Origin of the sequence: Nocardia gipuzkoensis, assembly GCF_021183645.1 — a bacterium.
GTDB classification, from domain to species: Bacteria; Actinomycetota; Actinomycetes; order Mycobacteriales; family Mycobacteriaceae; genus Nocardia; species Nocardia abscessus.
In genome coordinates this window covers 1,319,471-1,337,512 of the sequence record NZ_CP089225.1, presented here as the reverse complement: position 1 = coordinate 1,337,512, position 18,042 = coordinate 1,319,471, and the positions used below count along the sequence as shown (strand labels likewise).

Genomic DNA, 18,042 nt, shown 5'->3' with positions numbered 1-18,042 from the left:
TCACCGCTGAGCCGAGCACTTCGAGGCGTATCGGGGTGGTCCATGATCACGGCAGCCCGCTGTTGGATGTGGCTTCAGGCGGCATTCGGCTCGGCGTACGCCACCGCCGAACCGAGCACTTCCAGACGCACCCGCCGGCCGGTGGCCGGAGCGTCGACGCTGGCGCGGCGTACTCGCACCGGGGTGGTGGCGCCGTCGAGGCCGATCGTCAGGATGACGTCGGCGCCGCGGAATTCGACCGCGCTGACCTGCCCGCTGTCCGGCTCGCCCGCCGAAACGGTGCGAGCCACAAGCTGTTCCGGCCGCAGCATCACGGTCACGGTCCCGGCGGGGGCATTGCGCTGCACCGGGATCCGCCCGAGCGCGCACTTGGCCACGTCGGCTTCCACCACGGCCTCCAGCAGCACGCAGTCGCCGAGGAAGCGGGCGGTGAACAGGTCCTTCGGCGTGGCGTAGACCTCCTCCGGCGTGCCGACCTGGGTGAAGCGCCCGTCCCGCATCACCGCCACCTGCTCGGCGAAACTCAGCGCCTCCTCCTGGTCGTGGGTCACCAGGATGCTGGTCATACCCGCCGCACGCAGCGTGTCGGCCACGGCCTGCCTGGTCGTCGCGCGCAGCCCCGCGTCGAGCGCGCTGAACGGCTCGTCCAGCAGCATCACCGACGGCTTGCGGGCCAGCGCGCGGGCCAGCGCGACGCGTTGCTGCTGGCCGCCGGAGAGTTGATGCGGCCGCCGATCGGCATAGGACGCGTCCAGTGAGACCATCTCCAGCAGCTCGTGCACCCGCTGCCGGTTGCGGCGGCGCAGGCCGAGTCCGTAGGCGATGTTCTGCCCGACGGTCAGATGCGGGAACAGCGCCCCGTCCTGCGCGACGTAGCCGATGTTGCGCCGCTGCGGCGGCACCGTGCCTCGCTCGCCCACAACGGTTTCCGCGCCGATCGACACCGAACCCGTATCCGGCGACTCGAATCCGGCGATGACCCGCAGCAGTGTGGTCTTGCCGCAACCGGACGAGCCGACCACGGCGGTCGCGGTGCGGTCCGGCACGTCGAGACTGATCTCCCTCAGCACGCGGGTGTGACCGAAGGTCTTCGACACATCGGCGACCACAACGCGACTCATATCCCGGCCGCCTTCCGCGAGTTGGTGAACAGCAGATACGTCACCGGCACGGCGGTGACGATCATGATCAGGGCGTACGGTGCCGCGGCCGCGTAGTCCAATTCGCCGGACAGGCCCCAGAACCGCATCGCCAGCGTGCGAGTTCCGTTGGGCGCCAGCAGCAGCGTCGCGGTCAATTCGGTCGCCACGGCGACGAACACCAGCGCGGCGGCGGCAGCCGCGGCCGGCGCCGCGAGACGCAGCGTGACGAGAAAGAACGTCGCGGGCCCCGACTTGCCCAGCGAGCGGGACGCCTCCTCCAGGCCGACCGGCACCTGGGCGAGCCCGGCGCGCACGCTGACCAGGGCCCGGGGCAGGAACAGCAGGAGGTATGCGGCGATCACCATGCTCGCCGTCTGGTAGAGCGCGGGCGCCCACCGAATGGTCACGGTCACCATGGCCAGCGCGATCACGATGCCGGGCAGCGAGCTGGTGATGTAGTTGGCGCCCTCGACCAGCCGGGCGAACGCCGAGGTGGAACGCACCGCGATCCACGCGACCGGGAACGCGCACAGTGTGGTGAGCAGCGCGGCGACGGCCGCGAGCGCCACCGTCTGCCCGAGTGCGTCGCCGATGTCGGTGAGGTCCCATATCGCCGTTCCGCCGATGCGCAACCAGCGCACAATGGTCCACAACGGCACGCCGAGCGCGCCCGCCGTCACCGCGACGAGCACGGCCAGGACCGGTACCGTGCCGGCGCCCAACCGGATCCGAGTCGCGGCGCGCGGCGCCCCGCTGCCGATTCGCGCGTAGCGCGCCCGGCCGCGCAGCCCGGCCTCCGCCCCGAGCAGCGCCAGGCAGCACAGCACGAGCACACCGGCGAGCATGCTGCCCGCCGGACCGGCGAAGCTGGATTGGTACTGCTCGAAGATGGCCGTGGTGAACGTGTCGAACCGCACCATCACGAAGGCGCCGTACTCGGCGAGCAGATGCAGTGCGATGAGCAGCCCGCCGCCGAGGACGGCCAAGCGCAACTGCGGCAGCACGATTCGCGCGAACACCGCGACCGGACCGGAGCCCAGCGCGCGCGCCGACTCCTCCACCGCGGGGTCCAGTCGGCGCAGTGTCGCCGCCGCGGGCAGGTAGACCAGCGGGAAGTAGGACATCGTCGAGATCACCACACCCGCCCACAGCCCGTGCACGGCCGGGAAGACGCTGACCCAGGCATAGCTGTTGACGAACGCGGGCACTGCCAGCGGCGCCGCGAAAACCGGCCCCCACCAAGACTTGCCCGGAACGTCGGTGCGTTCGACCACCCAGGCCAGCCCGACGCCGAGCGCCACGCAGATCGGCACGGTGCACACCACCAGAGCGGCCGTATTACCGAGCAGTTCACCGACTCTGGGCCGGAACACCAGCTCGGCCGCCTGATCGAGGCCGGTGGAGAAGACCGTCGAAACGATGTATCCGAGCGGTACGAACGTCGCCGCCACCAGCAGCAGCGCGACGATCGTGACGACCGGCCCCGGCCTGCCCACCCTGGGTGCCCTCACAACGGTCCGCAGCGCCACGACTACAGCAGACCCGCTTCGGTCATCAGCTGGGCGACCTTCTTCGAATCCAGCTTCGACGGGTCGACGGCCGGGGCCTGCAGGTCGGCCAGCGGCGGCAGCGCCGGGTTCGCGGCCACGCCGCCGGCGACCGGGTACTCCAGCGACGTGCCGTCGCGCAGCACCTCTTGCCCGGCCTTGCCGACGATGAAGGCCAGGAACTTCTGCGCCGCCTCCTGCTTCTTGCTCGCCTTCAGCACGCCGCCGCCGGAGACGCTGACGAATGCGCCCGGGTCCTGGTTCTTGAAGTAGTGCAGGGCGGTGTCGGCGCTGCTCTCCTTGGTCTTCGCCTGGTCGCGGTACCAGTAGTAGTGGTAGATGACGCCGCCGTCCGGGCTACCGGAGTTGACCGCCTTCATGGTCGCGACGTTGTTCGGGAAGGGTGTCGCGTTCTCCTTCATGCCCTTCAGCCAGGCGCGGGTGACGTCCTCGCCCTTCAGCGCGAGCAGGGCCGCCACGATGGCCTGGAAGTCGGCGCCGGACACGCCCGCGCCCCAGCGGCCTTTCCACTGCGGCTGCGCCAGATCGAGCAGCGATGCGGGCAGCTGCCCCGGCTGGACCTTGTTCTTGTGGTAGACGAAAACCGTTGAGCGAGCGGCGACGCCGGTCCACTTGCCGGTGGACGGCCGGAACTGCGCGGGCACCTGCTCCAGGGTCGCGGCGTCCACGTCGGCGAACAGGCCCGCGTTCTCCACCAGCGCCATGGCGGGCGAATTCTCGGTGAGGAACACGTCGGCGGGCGAGGCCGCGCCCTCGGCAACCAGCTGGTTGCCCAGCGCCGTGTCGCCGCCCTGGCGCAACGTCACCTTGATGCCGGTTTCCTTGGTGAACGCCTCGGCCCACTCCTTGGTGAGCGATTCGTGCTGCGCGTTGTAGACGGTGATCTCGTTCGCGTCGTCGGAGGAATCGGAGCAAGCCGTGCTGCCGAGCGCCGTCACCGCGACGGCCAATCCGGCGGCAATCGTCTTCCATCTGACCGGCTTCATCCTCGTCCTTCCGACCGCGTCCCTCGTACGTATGTTGAGGCTAGCCTAAGGAAGGTACCGCGTTCGACGTGCGGAAACGGTTCCCGGATCTGGCGAATCCCCTCGCCCGCTACCGCAGCCCCGAGAAGTCGCGCAGCACAACGTGATTGCGGTCGGCACAGGTGCCGAGCGTGTAGTCCGGGAGTAGCCCGAAGTACTCGCCGCGGGTGAGCGCGCTCCAGCGCCGCGCTTGCTCGGTGCGGGTCTTGTAGAAATTGACCATGTAGCCGCCTTCGTAGAGACGCAGCAGGCTGTAGCCGCCCGGATACTCCTTGACCGCGGCGACCTCCAGGAACTCCACCGCACACGACGCGTCCGGTCTGGTGCGGCGGTTGCGGTGGGTATGGCCGCTGTGATGCAGGAAGACGCCGGGCGACCGGGTGTAGAGCGTCTGCAGTTCGGCGCTGTCGCGTCCGTCGAGGACGAATCCCGGCCCGGCGAGGTTGGTCAGCCCGGACTCGGTGGTGACGGGGTGGTGGCCGAACAGCAGCGTCGGCCGGTCCGGATCGGCGCGCAGGCGTTCGGCGAGGTGATCGAACTGGGGCCGTTCGATGGATCCGCCCGCGCCGTCGAGCCGGCTGGTGTCCACGCCCAGTAGCCGCAGGCCACCGATCTCGTGTTCGACCAGTTGCTGACGCGCGGAGAAGACGTCGGCCCAGCAGTCCCGGTGATCGACGGGAGCGGTCGCGCAACCGGCGTATTCGGCGCCGATGTGCGGCCGGTCGTGGTTGCCACGCACGGCCAGGTAGTCCCGGCCCAGGGCCCCCCACGCGTCGAGGCGGGCCCGCACCTTACGTGTGTCGTTTTCGGAGGCTTCGGCGGTCAGGTCGCCCGCCAGCAGCAGGCGTTCGGCCCCGCGGTCGGGGCGGCGCAGGTCGTCCAGGACGGCGGCCAGCATCACCTCGGGATAGGGCGCGAGGTCAGGGGCCTGCCGGAAGCCGGGCGGCAGGTCGCCGACGATCAAGCCGCTGATCTGCTCGCCGTAGTGCACGTCGTTGGCCAGCGCCAGCGTGCGCAGCCTGCGGCCGGGCGGCGGAACCAAAGTGGTGAATTCGCCGCGAGCTTCCGGTGCGGCGGGATCGGAGGTGGTCAGCGACAGCGCCGGCGTGGCGCGCAGGCCCGCCGACCAGGCCTCGAAACGGTAGGCGCGGCCCGGTTCGAGCCCCTCGATCTCGGCGTAGTGGAACGGGGTGGGCCGGTCGTCTGCGAAGACCGGCACCGGGTCGCGCGCAGCGTCGGCGGGGCCGATCCGCACTCGGGTGTCGGCGTCGACCGGGATCAGCCGCCCGGCCGGGTCGGGGGCGAGCGTGGTCCAGGTGAGGATCACCGAGGTGTCGGTGATGGTCACCACTTCGAGATCGGTGGCGACGGCGGAATTCGGCTGTGCCCGAGCTTTCGTTCGTCCGGCGAGGGGAAGCAGTGCGGCGAGGCCGAGTGCCCCGAGAACGGTTCTGCGGTTCGGCCCGCAGCAACTCATGGGTGCGTGCATTCGCTCAGCGCGTGCCCTCCGCAGAGCAGACCTTCCACTTGCCGTCTTCCTTCTTCAGGTGCTCGGTCGTGCTGGTTTCGGTATCGGGCTGTTCGCCGGGCACCGCGACGGTGAGCTTGCCGGTGACCTTCGCGGTCGCGGTGTCTCCGGTGACGACGACGTCCTCGATCCTATCGATGGTGACCGAAACGGCGGTGCTGTCGAATTCGTTCCTCTCGCGCTCGGTCATCGCCTCGAAAGCGGCGCGCTCGCGGGCGCACGCCTGCTCGGCTGCCGCGCTGAAACCGCGGGTGTCGAGGGTCTCGTAGAAGTCGCGAATCGACAACTCGATCCGCTTCTCGTCCGAGGCGAGCGGACCTCGGCCCTGCGAGGTCAAGAACACGCCCGTGATCACCGCCCCCGCGATCACCAGGGCGACTATCGCCACCAGGCCGACGATCAAGCCGGTGTGGCTCTGCTTCGGTGGTTGCGGCGGGTATCCGGCCGGCGGATAACCGGGTGGCGGATAACCCGGGCCCGGCGGCGGGCCCTGTCCAGGAGACGGCTGTTGCGGGTACTGCGGTTGCTCATCCGGCGGTTGCCCGCCCGGCGGGTAAGCCATGTCGTCGTCCTCCGGTGTCTACCCCCGGTGCCTGCATCGCTACGGCAACGGCGTGCCCGGGCCACCGGAAACCAAACCGGACGGGACCGTTCGCGAGGTTGCCGTGACCCATGGCGAACGGTCTCCCCGGCGCGGTCAGGCGGTCAGCGCGGCGTGCCAGCGTGCGGTGTCGGTGTACTGGTGCAGCCGCGTGATGCGTCCTTCGTCGTCCACCTGCCACAGGTGCACGAATTCGGCCTCGTATTCGCGGCCGGTGCCACGCGCCGCGCCACGATAGTGGCCCGTCACCACGACGGTGCCGTCGGTGGTCTCCTGCCAGGTTTCGTCGTACGGGGCGGTTTCGAAATCCCGGGCTACCGCGCCCCAGATTCGCGCCATCGCCGCGAGCGGCCCGTGGAAAGAGCCCCCGGCGCCGCACGGCATCCCCGGTGCGGTCCGGGCTTCGAAGTCCGGGTGCAGCAGCGCCAGGATCGCCGGTCCGTCACCCGTCTGCGTCGCCCGGTAGAAACCCTTGACGACCTCGAACTTCGCGGACATGTCGTACTCCTTCTAATATGATCGTTCTAGAACAATCATATTAGATCTTCCGCTGCGACCCGAGCCGGAGATGTGGTCGTCGTCATGCCGTCCGATTTCCGGTCGGGGTTGCCTGGTGCTTGCCGCATATGTCCGGCTAACATTCGAACATGGGTTCGATAAGCGATGAAACGCCGCGAACCGAAGGCACGGAACCGGAGCTGGTCTACCCGAACCGGACCGGCCACTACTACCGGACGCTGACCTACCCGCCGCGGCCGGTCTGGGTGCGGCTGGACGCGATCCTGGTCCGCGACCCGGGGCTTCCGCGGCATGTGAACGGCGCGGGCGTCATCATGCGCGGCGAGCGCCCCGGCACCCTGACGCACTGGTTGCCCACCGTCGACGGCGACTGGGTGGGCCGGGTGACCTACAGCATCCAGTTCGCCGACGGCCGCCCGGACCTGCACGTGCGCGACCAGTTGGTCCCCGCCTATGCCCTGCGTCCGCGGAAGTCCGCCGCTCCGGGACTTTAGGCCGAACCGTGCGTGCGGAGGCTGGAATGCCGTGCGAGCTGTGATCGAGCACGTAGCCTCGAGTTTGCCTGTCTTGTCGGAAATTCGAAGATCCCTGTGAGCGCCCATAGCGAGCCCGTTTGCCGCGGTGCGCAGCGCCGGACGGGTGGGTTGTCCGGCCGATTGTTGCCCGGTTGTCGCCGTAGGGGGCCGGTGATACGTTGCCCGGCATGGGATTTCAGTTGCCGCATCCCGAGGTGCTGTGGGCGCGTGTGACCGTCTTGGACGTGATCACTTCCGCGACCCACACCGATCGGGTCGCGAGCGGACAGGAGATCGGGCAGACGGCCAGAGTGGAAGGCGGCCGGCTGATCAACGACGACGGTGAGGGCAATTGGTACTCACTGGTCAGATATCCCGGTGACCGCGCGCTGCTATTCGGGAGGGACGAGGACAACGAGGTCACCGGGACCTCCTACGATCCGCTGGCCGCGGCGCCCGCCTGGGTGCGTTCGGTGGAACCGACCGCGCAGCTGCCCGGTGGGCTGAGCGGTCCGGTCAGCTTCGTGCGCTGGTGGGAATTCGGCCGCTGGCAGCACACGCCGACCGACCTCGACGACGGCCTCGAGTTCAGCCTCAGCGCCGCCTCCGACCGGGAGGACTTCACCGGCAGCGTCATGAGCGCCGCCATCCACGCGAAGTGGGTGGAGATGGACTACGAGGCGGGCAAGCTCACCGCCCTCACCGTCGACCCCACCGCCCTGCACGCCCTGTGCGACGCCGCCGAAAACGGCACGGTCACCAAAGCCCACTTCTACTTCCTCCAGCCCGGCCTGACCGCCCCCGCCTTCACCTACCTCACCAGAGCCGGCGTCCTGACGGCCACCGACAAGCCCACCGAACCCCTGCCGTAGCCGAGCCGCAGACGGCACCCGACCCACTCGAGCGAAAGGGCTCCCGACTAGTCGGGAGCCCTTTTCTCGTCTGCGAGTGGGCCTTTCGCGCCTCGTCCGCGCGCGGTGCGGCGATTCAGGTCGCGTACATGCCGATCACCGGCTTCCTCGACGGCTCGAGGGTGCTCAGCAGCGTACGCATGACGTCGGCGCCGACCGCGACGCAGCCCGCGGTCGGCCTGCCGGCCTCGACGTGGACGAAGAACGCCGAGCCCTGCTTCGGCACCACCGGAAAGCGGTTGTAATCGATGACCAGCGCGTAGTTGTATTGCGGGTCGGTGCGCCCGAGGTTCTCGCTGAGGGCGGTGTCGAACGGACAGCCGCCCTCGGCGCATTGATACTTCTGGTTGTACAGCGGGCTCTCCGTGTCGGACACCCACCACCAGGTGTTCGACGGATCCACCGACAGGTACGGAAGCTTCGCGTCTACGTCAGGTAACCGGCCGAAGCCCTCGGTCAACGCGAAGGTGCCCTCCGGCGTATACGCCGCCCCTTCCCTTGCCTCCCGCGAAATCCCAGCCGCGCCCACCCAGGCGGGCACCGCCAACGTGCGCTCCCACCGTCGAAGCCGGTCCCGCTGCCACAGTTCCAACGTCCCCCGGTCGGCCCCCGCCGGCGCCGTCACCCAAACAACTTGAGTCCCCGAAACCGCATCCGTATCGAACGGCGGCCGCTCCCCGGCGATCTCGAACCACAAGCCACCCCCGAGCACCGCCACAGCGACCGCGACAACTCCCACCACCACCCAACGCCGCCCAGCCCCAACGCCGACCAATACGTTCACCTTCCGTGCGTAGACGAGTCACGAGTGGCACAAGGCTGCGTCGACCGCCCACCGTGGTGTGCCACTCGTCATCATTTCCTACGGAAGCCGGCGCCGGTTGTCCTTGCTTACGAGTCGTTAAGGGTTTCTTTAGGCCGGTCGGTGAAGGTGCCTTGATGATCACAACCCGTCTTGCCCTGCTCGGGCTGCCCGTGCTCATGCTGGCCGCTAGTGCTGGTCTGGCGACGGCTCCCACTGCCGTGGCACAACCCCCGTTGCCGACCTACACCTGCAAGTACACGCCCATCACGAGCTACTTCGTGATATTCAGCTCGATGCGAGCGCGCAAGTGTGCCGCGTCGCCGGGTGCGCCGCTGGACGGTAACCACTTCTACCCGGTCCGGATGGAGAACAGCGTCACCGGCGAAAAATGGGAGTGCGGTGGGGCGTTCCCGTACCTCGGCAAGCCGATCCATCCGGGAATGGGATCCTACGACGCGGAGGCGGTGCTCAACGCCGGGGTGGACGCGAGTAACTGTCGCTCGATCTGACCGCGCCACGCGAGCGAGATAGCCGTTCGCGAGTCACTTTCCGCAAATGCGATCGATTTCGATTTCGAATAGGAACCGCGATGAGCACAACCCGTCTGGCCCGCCTGGGCCTGCCTGTACTCCTGCTGGCCGCTACCGCCGGTCTGGTGACCGCCCCCACCGCTGCCGCGCAAGTTCTACCGACCTACACCTGCAACTACACGCTCGACTTACCGCACTTCGGATCCGTGAAAGGCCGTGAATGCACGGCCTCCGCGGGAGCTCCTTTGAGCGGCCACCACTGGATTACTTTCCAAATGCAAAACAGTGGTTCGGGTGAAAAATGGGTGTGCAATAGCGTCGAGGCGGCTCTGGTCCCGTACTACCTGGACGGCAAGATAGATCCGGGCTATGAGGATTTCGAGCGGGCATACGGCCGTGGGGCAGACGCGAGCGTCTGTCACCGCCTATTGGACTGAACCCGGCTACACGGCTTTCAGTCCTCGGCTGGTCGGGACCACCGCGTGACTCCCGGTAACGCCGACCCTCCCTAAAACATCGGACGTGCGTACGATATGGCCCGGGGGACCGGGGCACCCGTACGCGGGCACTGTGGATCTCCTCCCTGCTCCCGGGTGCCTTCAGGCAGATCAGGGGCGTGGTGAATACGTGCACTGATGTTAGAAAGGATCTGCCGTTGTCCTCGGCAACCACATCGACTACTCCGCGCCGGATACTGGCCCGCGCAGTTGTCGCCGGCGCTATCGCCGCTGTGTCCCTGTCCATATCTACGATTCCGGCCTCGGCCGATCCAGCGGCACCCGTCGTGGTCGGCACCGAAATCAAGCATGACCGTTGGGACGACCGTCCCGGCTTCCCCGGCAGTGACCGCGGCGATGATTGGTGGGGAGATCACGACCGTGGCCGCGGCAATGATCCGCTGTGGCGCATGTTCCACAAGCTCATACCGAATGGTGTGTTCGGCAGCAGCTGATGCGGTCACATCCATCGAGCTAGGCTGAGATGCAGACGAGGAAGGCCCCTGCTGGCGAACGAGCCGACAGGGGCCTTTCTCGTGCGTGCCCTCGGCAGGATTCGAACCTGCGGCCTTCTGCTCCGGAGGCAGACGCTCTATCCCCTGAGCTACGAGGGCGGGATAGGACTCGGTCGGGGCCTGGAAGGCGGTCCGATCGGGCTGGGTCAGCCTATCGTATCGGCCGCCGTCCGCCAAAAAGCGCGGACGGCGGCGGGGTTTCGGTCAGGGGAGGGGGGCGGCGCCGCGGGTTCTGAGCATGGTGGTCATCAGCTCGGATTCACCGCGCTGGGTTTTGGCCATGGTCTCCGCGAGGGTGCGCACCGCTGTGGTGGCCGCGTGCTGGGCGGCGTAGTCGATCATCGGCAGCCCTCCCTCGTGGTGGCGCAGCATGAGCTGCAGGAACATGGTGTCGAGGGCGGGGCCGGTGGCCTGGCGCAGCGCGGCGAGTTCGGCGGGCGTGGCCATGCCGGGCATGGCGGACACCGGACCGGAGTGGTGCGGCTCGTTCGTTCCGGAGTGGTCGTGTCCGCCCATGGGCTCGGTCATCCAGCCCATGAACCCGTCCACGCCCTGCGCGGGCTCGCCCCACAGTTGCAGCCAGCCCTGCATGCGCCCGATCTGGCTCTGCTGGGTGGTCAGGATGTCGTAGGCCAGACGCCGTACCTCGGTGTCGGTGGAACGAACCAGCACCACCCCCGCCATCTCGACGGCTTGTGCGTGATGCGCCGACATGTCCTGGCTGAAACCGGCGTCGACCGCGCCCGGGTCCTGCTCCGGCGAACCGTCCAGCGGAATTCGCGCCAGCACGCCGATCGCGAAGCCGATCAGGATGGCGCCGATGATGCCGAGGGTCAGCAGCGCCGTGCGCTGGCGGCGGAACTGTCCGCTGAAACCGGCCGACGCGTCGCGGTTATCGGATCCGTCCGGAACGTCGTGCCCGCTGGATCCATCGACTTCGTGCTTGTCGGACATAGTGGCTCGGCGCTCGTCGGATCCGGCGGCTCGGTGCTCGCCGGGCGTGCGGGATTCGGGCGCGCCAACCCCCGGAGCTTCGCGGTCGGCGGGTACGGGTACCTCCGAAGTGCCAGCCCTGGCGGTTGCGCCGCGAGAGTCGGTCCCGGCCGGTGCTTCGGGAGTGGCCGCCCCAGCGGGTGTCTTGGCGGTGGCAGCTCCGGCGGTTGCTTCGGGAGTGCCGGCCCCAGCGGATGCTTCGCGAGAGTCGGTCCCGGCGTCTTCACGATCGCCGGACACTACTGCCCCGCGCCGGGTGCGGGCTGGGCGGGCGCGGGCTGCGCGGGCGCCGGAGCGCCGGGCATACCGGGCAGCCCGGGGAGTCCGGGAACGCCGGGCACACCCGGAAGGCCGCCGGGCGCACCACCGAGCTCGGTCGGATCCGGCTGCAGGCCCCTGCCGTCCATCGGTACCGCGTCGGGTCCGGGCGGCGTCGGGTCGAACGGCGGCGGGTTGTCGGTGTCGAAGACGATGGTCGAGCAGTCGGCGCCCACCTCGGGGTAGGTGTAGTTGTTCAGCCGCAGGGCGGTGATGAACTGGCCGACGCGTTTGTCGTCCGCGCTGTCGAGCTTCAACTGATGACCCCAGGACTGCAGCGACACCGCGGAGTCGAGGCCGGGGTAGGGCGACATCAGCGTGTACGGCTTGCCTTCGACCTTCGCCTTCAGTGTCTCGATGCCGTCGGCGTTCACCTTGTCCGGGTTGTAGGCGATCCAGACCGCGCCGTGCTCGAGTGAGTGCACCGCGTTCTCCACCCGGATCGGCTTGTCGTAGACCACGCCGGTGCAGGTCGCCCAGGACTGGTCGTGCGGGCCGCCGAACGGCGGCGCCTGGTCGTAGGCCACCCGCTGGTTCGAGCCGATGTGCAGGCCCGCGGGGTATTCCTTCTTCACCACGCCCGCGATCCCGTCCGACGGGTCCTTCTTCTGCGCGCTCGGCGTGTACTTCTCCAGATCGGCCTTCTCCCGGTACTTGGGGACCAGGTTGTAAGCCAGCGCGCCGATCAATGCGATGATTACTACGGCCGCGCCGATGGCCAGCCAGGGGACCTGGCGATTCTTCTTCGGAAGCTGCCCTTGTTTGCCCCCCTTGCGGGGACCCGACAACTTCGCCGCGGCCTTGGCGGCCTTGGCCGATTTGGCGCTGGGACTGCTAGGCATCGCTCAGTGTGCTCTTTCGACGTGGATGGATCCGCTGGCTGCGCAGTGCCCACCCAGAGGTGTACACCCGCCAAGACCATAGGATAGAGACTCGTGACTCCAGCTGACCTTGCAGATCTCCTTCGCTCGACCGCGGCGAAGGTGCTTGTCGAACGTGGACTGGACCCCGCGGTCCTGCCCGACGAGGTCACCGTGGAGCGTCCGCGAAACCCGGAACACGGCGACTATGCCACGAATGTCGCGATGCAGGTGGCCAAGCGCGCCGGAACCAAGCCTCGTGACCTGGCCACTTGGCTGGCCGACGCACTGGCCCACGCGGACGGTGTCGCCGCCGCCGAGGTCGCCGGGCCCGGCTTCCTGAACATCCGCCTCGCCGCCTCCGCGCAGGGCGCGATCATCGAGCGGGTGCTCGCCGCGGGCGCCGCCTACGGCACCGCGGACACGCTGAAGGGCACCCGGATCAACCTGGAGTTCGTCTCGGCCAACCCGACCGGCCCGGTGCACCTCGGCGGTACCCGCTGGGCCTCGGTCGGCGACGCGCTGGGCCGCATCCTGGCCGCGCAGGGCGCCGACGTGGCGCGCGAGTACTACTTCAACGATCACGGCGCGCAGATCGATCGGTTCGCCGCCTCGCTGGTCGCCGCCGCCACCGGCGCGCCGACTCCGGAGAACGGGTACGCGGGCGCTTACATCGGCGAGATCGCCGACAAGATCATCGCGGCGCACCCCGACGCGCTGAGCAAGCCGGAGGGCGAGCGCCTCGAACTGTTCCGCGCGGTAGGCGTCGAGCTGATGTTCGCGCACATCAGGGAGTCGCTGCACGAGTTCGGCACCGACTTCGACGTCTACTTCAACGAGAGCTCGCTGTTCGCCTCCGGCGCGGTCGAGCAGGCGGTGCAGCGGCTGAAGAACTCCGGCGACCTGTACGAGAAGGACGGCGCCTGGTGGATCGCCAGCTCGGAATACGGTGACGACCAGGACCGGGTGGTCATCAAGAGCGACGGCAAAGCGGCCTACATCGCGGGCGACATCGCCTACTTCCAGGACAAGCGCGCCCGCGGCTTCGACCTGTGCATCTACATGCTCGGCGCCGACCACCACGGTTACATCGGCAGGCTGAAGGCCGCCGCGGCCGCCTTCGGTGACGATCCGGCGACCGTCGAGGTGCTGATCGGGCAGATGGTGAACCTGCTGCGCGACGGCGTCGCGGTGAAGATGAGCAAGCGGGCGGGCACCGTGGTGACGCTCGACGACCTGGTCGAGGCGATCGGCGTGGACGCGGCGCGATACTCGCTGGTGCGTTCGTCGGTGAACTCGAGCATCGACATCGACCTGAACCTGTGGGCCAGCCAGAGCAACGAGAACCCGGTCTACTACGTGCAGTACGCGCACGCCCGGACCGCGTCCATCGCGCGCAACGCCGCCGAGTTCGAATACGACGCCGTCACCCCCGATCTCGCGCTGCTTTCGGCCGAGGAGGAGGGCGAGTTGATCCGCACCCTCGGCGAGTACCCGCGCGTGGTGGGCAGCGCGGCGAGCCTGCGTGAACCGCACCGGGTGGCCCGCTACCTGGAGGAGCTGGCCGGCGCCTACCACCGTTTCCAGACCAACAAGAACCTGCGCGTCCTGCCGCTGGGTGACGACCCCGTCTCACCGACGAACGCCGCCCGGCTCACTCTGGTGAACGCCACGCGCCAAGTCTTGGCCAACGGCTTGGGTCTGCTCGGCGTCAGTGCGCCGGAGCGCATGTGACCGGCCGGCCGACCAGAGCGAGGAAGGAAGCACCAGTGAGCGAGCGCAGCGAGGACAAGGCATGAGCGCACATCCCGCCGGTCCCCGGCATGCCGAGATTCCGCACGCGCCGAATCTGCCGGAGCGTCCGAGCGATCCGAAGCAGATGATCGACCTGCCCGCGAACGTGTGGCCGCGCAACGCCGTGCGCGGCGAAGACGGGGTCCTCCGCTTGGCCGGCGTGCCGGTGCACGAGCTGGCCGCCCAGTTCGGCACCCCGCTGTTCGTCGTCGATGAGGACGACTTCCGTTCCCGCTGCCGCGACATGGTGCGCGCCTTCGGGGCGAACGCGCGGGTGCACTACGCGTCCAAGGCGTTCCTGTGCGGCGAGGTCGCCCGCTGGATCCGCGACGAGGGCCTCTCGCTGGACGTGTGCTCCGGCGGTGAACTCGCCGTCGCGCTGCACGCGGGCTTCCCCGCCGAGCGAATCGCGTTGCACGGCAACAACAAATCGGTCGCGGAGCTGGAAGCCGCGGTATCCGCGGGCGTCGGCCACGTGGTGGTCGACTCGCTGATCGAGATCGAGCGCCTGGAAGCCGTCGCCGGCCGTGCCGGTGTGGTGCAGGACGTGCTGGTGCGCGTCACCGTCGGTGTGGAAGCCCACACCCACGAATACATTTCGACCGCGCACGAGGACCAGAAGTTCGGTTTCTCGATCGCGGGCGGCGACGCGATGGAGGCGCTCGCGCGCGTCTTCGACGCCGACAATCTGCGTCTGGTCGGCCTGCACAGCCACATCGGCTCGCAGATCTTCGAGATCGACGGCTTCGAGATCGCCGCGCGGCGCATGCTCGGCCTGCTGCGCGAGGCCATCGACAAGTTCGGCGTCGAGCGCACCGCGCAGATCGCGACGCTGGATCTCGGTGGCGGACTGGGTATTTCGTACCTGCCGTCGGACGACCCGCCGCCGTTGGACCAGTTCGCCGCGAACCTGCGCGAGCTGGTCGCCGCCGAAGCGGAACGCGCCGGGTTGCCGACGCCGGTGATCGCGGTGGAGCCAGGCCGCGCCATCGCGGGCCCCGGCACGGTGACGCTCTACGAGGTGGGCACCATCAAGGACGTCTCGCTGGACGGCGGTCTGCGCCGCCGCTACGTGAGCGTCGACGGCGGCATGAGCGACAACATCCGGCCCGCGCTGTACCAGGCCGATTACGACTGCCGCCTGGTCTCACGGTCCTCGCAGGCCGGGCCGGTGGTCGCGCGTGTGGTCGGAAAGCATTGCGAGAGCGGCGATATCGTCATCCGGGACACCTGGATGCCCGCCGATGTCGGCCCCGGCGATCTGGTCGCCGTCGCCGCCACCGGCGCGTACTGCTACTCGATGTCCAGCCGGTACAACCAGTTGACCCGTCCCGCGGTCGTCGCGGTGCGGGACGGAAAGCCCCGCCTGATCCTGCGCCGGGAGACGGTGGCGGACCTGCTCAGCTTGGAGGTGGAAGCGTGACGGCGAACGCGAACAAGGGTGCGTGGGGGACCGATCGCCCGATCGGTGTCGCGGTCCTGGGTATGGGCAATGTCGGCACCGAGGTCGTGCGCATCCTGCGCGAGCACGCCGAGGACCTGCGTTCCCGCGTCGGCGCCCCGGTGGTGCTGCGCGGTGTGGCCGTGCGCAACCTCGACACCGACCGCGGCATCCCCGCGGACCTGCTCACCACCGACGCCGACGCACTGGTCGCCCGCGACGACGTCGACCTGGTGGTCGAGGTGATCGGCGGCATCGATCCGCCGCGCCGGTTGATCCTGGCCGCGCTGAACGCGGGCAAATCCGTGGTCACCGCGAACAAGGCGCTGCTGGCCGACTACACCGGCGAGCTCGCCGCGGCCGCCGAACGCAGCCGCGCCGACCTGTACTTCGAGGCCGCCGTCGCGGGCGCCATCCCCGTGGTGCGCCCGCTGATCCAGTCGCTGGCAGGCGACCGGGTGAACCGGGTCGTCGGCATCGTCAACGGCACCACCAACTTCATCCTCTCCGCGATGGACGAGACCGGCGCCGACTATTCGGCCACGCTGGCCGAAGCCACCCGGCTGGGCTACGCGGAGGCCGACCCGACCGCCGACGTGGAGGGTTACGACGCCGCGGCCAAGGCCGCGATCCTCGCCTCCCTGGCATTCCACACCCGGGTCACCGCCGCCGACGTGTACCGCGAGGGCATCTCGCGGATCTCCGCCGAGGACCTGGAGACCGCCTCGGCGCTCGACTGCACGGTCAAGCTGCTGGCTATCTGCGAGCGCGTGGACGCGGGCCCCGGCGAGCCGGGACCGGAGGACGGCGGCAAGGAGCGCGTCTCGGTGCGCGTCTACCCGGCGCTCATTCCGCGCAAGCACCCGCTGGCCGCGGTGACCGGCGCCTTCAACGCGGTGGTCGTCGAGGCGGAGAACGCCGGGCGGCTGATGTTCTACGGGCAGGGCGCCGGTGGCGCCCCGACCGCCTCAGCAGTGCTCGGCGATCTGGTGATGGCGGCGCGGAACAAGTTCTACGGGGGTCGCGCTCCGGGCGAATCGGTTTATGCTGAGCTACCGATCGCGCCGATCGGCGATACGCCCACCCGCTATCACGTGAACCTGCAGGTCGAGGATCGTCCTGGAGTCCTGGCCGCGGTGGCGGGTGAATTCGCCAATCACGGGGTGAGCATCTCGACCGTCCGTCAAGAAGGGCACGGCTCGGGTGCGCGCCTGGTCGTGGTGACCCACCACGCCGTGGAATCGGCGCTCGCGGAGACCGTGGCCGCCTTGGCGGATATGGCATCCGTCACATCCGTGACCAGCGTTCTGAGATTGGAAGGCACCGAAGAATGACCACAGTGTCGCGCAGCGACGCCACGAGGGGTGGCCGGGAGACGGGTGGGCGCACGACTGGCGTCGCGCCGCAGGCAGGGGTGCACTCCCGCTGGCCGGGCCTGATCGCGGCCTACCGCGACCGGCTCGCGGGCGCAGCCGACTGGGAGCCGGTCACGCTGTACGAGGGCGGCACGCCCCTGGTGCCCGCGCCGCACCTGTCCGAGGTGACCGGGTGCGAGGTCTACCTGAAGGTCGAGGGCCTGAACCCGACCGGTTCGTTCAAGGACCGGGGTATGACGATGGCGATGACCGACGCCAAGTACCGCGGCCAGCAGGCCGTGCTGTGCGCGTCCACCGGCAACACCTCGGCATCCGCCGCGGCCTACGCCACCCGCGCGGGCATGAGCTGCGCGGTGCTGATTCCGCAGGGCAAGATCGCGATGGGCAAGCTGGCCCAGGCCGTCATGCTCGGCGCGAAGATCATCCAGGTGCAGGGCAACTTCGACGACTGTCTGGAGCTCGCCCGCAAGGTCACCGCCGACTTCCCCAGCATCGGACTGGTGAACTCGGTGAACCCGGCGCGCATCGAGGGCCAGAAGACCGCCGCCTTCGAGATCTGCGACGTGCTCGGTAAGGCGCCCGACGTGCACGCCCTTCCGGTCGGCAACGCGGGCAACATCACCGCGTACTGGCGCGGCTACCGGGAGTACTACGCCGACGGTGTCACGGGTGGCCTGCCGCGCATGCTCGGCGTGCAGGCCGCGGGTGCGGCCCCGCTGGTCAACGGTGCCCCGGTGAAGGACCCCGAGACCATCGCCACCGCCATCCGGATCGGCGCGCCCGCTTCCTGGAACGGCGCCGTCGAGGCCAAGGAGCAGTCCGGAGGTGCGTTCCGCGCGGCCACCGACGAGGAGATCCTGGACGCGTACCGACTGGTCGCGGCCACCGAAGGAGTGTTCGTCGAGCCCGCGTCGGCCGCCAGCGTGGCCGGTGTGCTCGCCGCCCGCAAGGAGGGCTGGCTGGATTCGGGCCTCACCGTGGTGTGCACGGTGACCGGCAACGGTCTGAAGGATCCCGACACCGCGCTGTCGGGCATGCCGCAGGTGCAGCCGATCTCGGTCGACCCGGTCGCGGTCGCCGCCGAACTAGAGCTGGCCTGAGTTG

The 18,042-nt window shown here is 69.0% G+C and carries 18 protein-coding genes and 1 tRNA gene; 9 read left to right on the top strand and 10 right to left on the bottom strand.

The features are described 5' to 3' along the window. Window positions 1-74: 74 nt before the first annotated feature. The 6 genes from LTT66_RS06225 to LTT66_RS06200 form a co-directional block, all read right to left on the bottom strand. Window positions 75-1,121 (bottom strand): ABC transporter ATP-binding protein, encoded by a 1,047-nt coding sequence (locus LTT66_RS06225; RefSeq protein WP_233065091.1) that lies wholly within the window; start codon window positions 1,119-1,121, stop codon window positions 75-77. Then, window positions 1,118-2,653: an ABC transporter permease gene (locus tag LTT66_RS06220; RefSeq protein ID WP_233065088.1), complete on the bottom strand. Its 1,536-nt coding sequence runs from the start codon at window positions 2,651-2,653 to the stop codon at window positions 1,118-1,120. The genes LTT66_RS06225 and LTT66_RS06220 overlap by 4 nt, the downstream gene beginning before the upstream one ends. Before the next feature lie 20 nt (window positions 2,654-2,673). Beyond that, window positions 2,674-3,696 carry an iron ABC transporter substrate-binding protein gene (locus LTT66_RS06215; RefSeq protein WP_233065086.1) on the bottom strand — a complete coding sequence of 341 codons (1,023 nt, stop codon included), beginning with the start codon at window positions 3,694-3,696 and terminating at the stop codon, window positions 2,674-2,676. A gap of 109 nt (window positions 3,697-3,805) precedes the next feature. Next, window positions 3,806-5,224, bottom strand: coding sequence for a metallophosphoesterase (locus tag LTT66_RS06210; RefSeq protein WP_233065084.1), 1,419 nt, complete (start codon window positions 5,222-5,224; stop codon window positions 3,806-3,808). A gap of 4 nt (window positions 5,225-5,228) precedes the next feature. Then, the gene (locus tag LTT66_RS06205; RefSeq protein WP_233065081.1) at window positions 5,229-5,825 is read right to left on the bottom strand and encodes a nuclear transport factor 2 family protein; all 597 of its coding nucleotides are present in this window, start codon (window positions 5,823-5,825) and stop codon (window positions 5,229-5,231) included. 135 nt (window positions 5,826-5,960) lie between these two features. Continuing rightward, a complete protein-coding gene (locus LTT66_RS06200) occupies window positions 5,961-6,362 on the bottom strand; it encodes a nuclear transport factor 2 family protein (RefSeq protein ID WP_233065079.1) in 402 nt (133 codons plus the stop codon). A 149-nt stretch (window positions 6,363-6,511) separates the two neighbouring features. Here LTT66_RS06200 and LTT66_RS06195 point away from each other — a divergent pair, with 149 nt between their 5' ends. Together LTT66_RS06195 and LTT66_RS06190 are read left to right on the top strand one after the other, a co-directional pair. Continuing rightward, entirely contained in the window at window positions 6,512-6,877 is a 366-nt protein-coding gene (locus tag LTT66_RS06195) for a hypothetical protein (protein WP_233065077.1), read from the top strand. A gap of 209 nt (window positions 6,878-7,086) precedes the next feature. Further along, window positions 7,087-7,770 (top strand): hypothetical protein, encoded by a 684-nt coding sequence (locus LTT66_RS06190; protein WP_233065074.1) that lies wholly within the window; start codon window positions 7,087-7,089, stop codon window positions 7,768-7,770. A gap of 115 nt (window positions 7,771-7,885) precedes the next feature. Here the strand turns inward: LTT66_RS06190 and LTT66_RS06185 are convergent, their stop codons facing one another. Next, entirely contained in the window at window positions 7,886-8,434 is a 549-nt protein-coding gene (locus tag LTT66_RS06185) for a L,D-transpeptidase family protein (protein WP_233065072.1), read from the bottom strand. A 314-nt stretch (window positions 8,435-8,748) separates the two neighbouring features. On the opposite strand from LTT66_RS06185, the gene LTT66_RS06180 reads away from it, so the two are divergent. From LTT66_RS06180 to LTT66_RS06170, 3 genes are all read left to right on the top strand, one after another. Then, the gene (locus LTT66_RS06180) at window positions 8,749-9,123 is read left to right on the top strand and encodes a hypothetical protein (RefSeq protein WP_233065070.1); all 375 of its coding nucleotides are present in this window, start codon (window positions 8,749-8,751) and stop codon (window positions 9,121-9,123) included. A gap of 80 nt (window positions 9,124-9,203) precedes the next feature. After that, on the top strand, window positions 9,204-9,581 hold the full coding sequence (locus tag LTT66_RS06175; protein WP_233065068.1) for a hypothetical protein: 378 nt from the start codon (window positions 9,204-9,206) through the stop codon (window positions 9,579-9,581). A 347-nt stretch (window positions 9,582-9,928) separates the two neighbouring features. Then, on the top strand, window positions 9,929-10,096 hold the full coding sequence (locus LTT66_RS06170; RefSeq protein WP_233065066.1) for a hypothetical protein: 168 nt from the start codon (window positions 9,929-9,931) through the stop codon (window positions 10,094-10,096). Window positions 10,097-10,182: 86 nt separating this feature from the next. Here the strand turns inward: LTT66_RS06170 and LTT66_RS06165 are convergent. The 3 genes from LTT66_RS06165 to LTT66_RS06155 all read right to left on the bottom strand — a co-directional run bounded on the left by LTT66_RS06165 (window position 10,183) and on the right by LTT66_RS06155 (window position 12,309). Continuing rightward, a tRNA-Arg gene (locus LTT66_RS06165) sits at window positions 10,183-10,255 on the bottom strand. 105 nt (window positions 10,256-10,360) lie between these two features. Beyond that, on the bottom strand, window positions 10,361-11,110 hold the full coding sequence (locus LTT66_RS06160; protein WP_233065064.1) for a DUF305 domain-containing protein: 750 nt from the start codon (window positions 11,108-11,110) through the stop codon (window positions 10,361-10,363). A 278-nt stretch (window positions 11,111-11,388) separates the two neighbouring features. Then, window positions 11,389-12,309, bottom strand: coding sequence for a DUF3105 domain-containing protein (locus tag LTT66_RS06155; protein ID WP_233065062.1), 921 nt, complete (start codon window positions 12,307-12,309; stop codon window positions 11,389-11,391). A 93-nt stretch (window positions 12,310-12,402) separates the two neighbouring features. Here LTT66_RS06155 and argS point away from each other — a divergent pair, with 93 nt between their 5' ends. The 4 genes from argS to thrC all read left to right on the top strand — a co-directional run bounded on the left by argS (window position 12,403) and on the right by thrC (window position 18,038). Continuing rightward, entirely contained in the window at window positions 12,403-14,061 is a 1,659-nt protein-coding gene (gene argS, locus LTT66_RS06150) for an arginine--tRNA ligase (RefSeq protein ID WP_233065059.1), read from the top strand. Window positions 14,062-14,122: 61 nt separating this feature from the next. Continuing rightward, window positions 14,123-15,544, top strand: coding sequence for a diaminopimelate decarboxylase (lysA, locus tag LTT66_RS06145; RefSeq protein WP_233065057.1), 1,422 nt, complete (start codon window positions 14,123-14,125; stop codon window positions 15,542-15,544). Window positions 15,545-15,606: 62 nt separating this feature from the next. Continuing rightward, window positions 15,607-16,896 (top strand): homoserine dehydrogenase, encoded by a 1,290-nt coding sequence (locus LTT66_RS06140; RefSeq protein ID WP_217441346.1) that lies wholly within the window; start codon window positions 15,607-15,609, stop codon window positions 16,894-16,896. An 80-nt stretch (window positions 16,897-16,976) separates the two neighbouring features. Continuing rightward, complete coding sequence (gene thrC, locus LTT66_RS06135) at window positions 16,977-18,038, top strand: threonine synthase (RefSeq protein WP_043688205.1); 1,062 nt, start codon at window positions 16,977-16,979, stop codon at window positions 18,036-18,038. Window positions 18,039-18,042 lie beyond the last annotated feature (4 nt).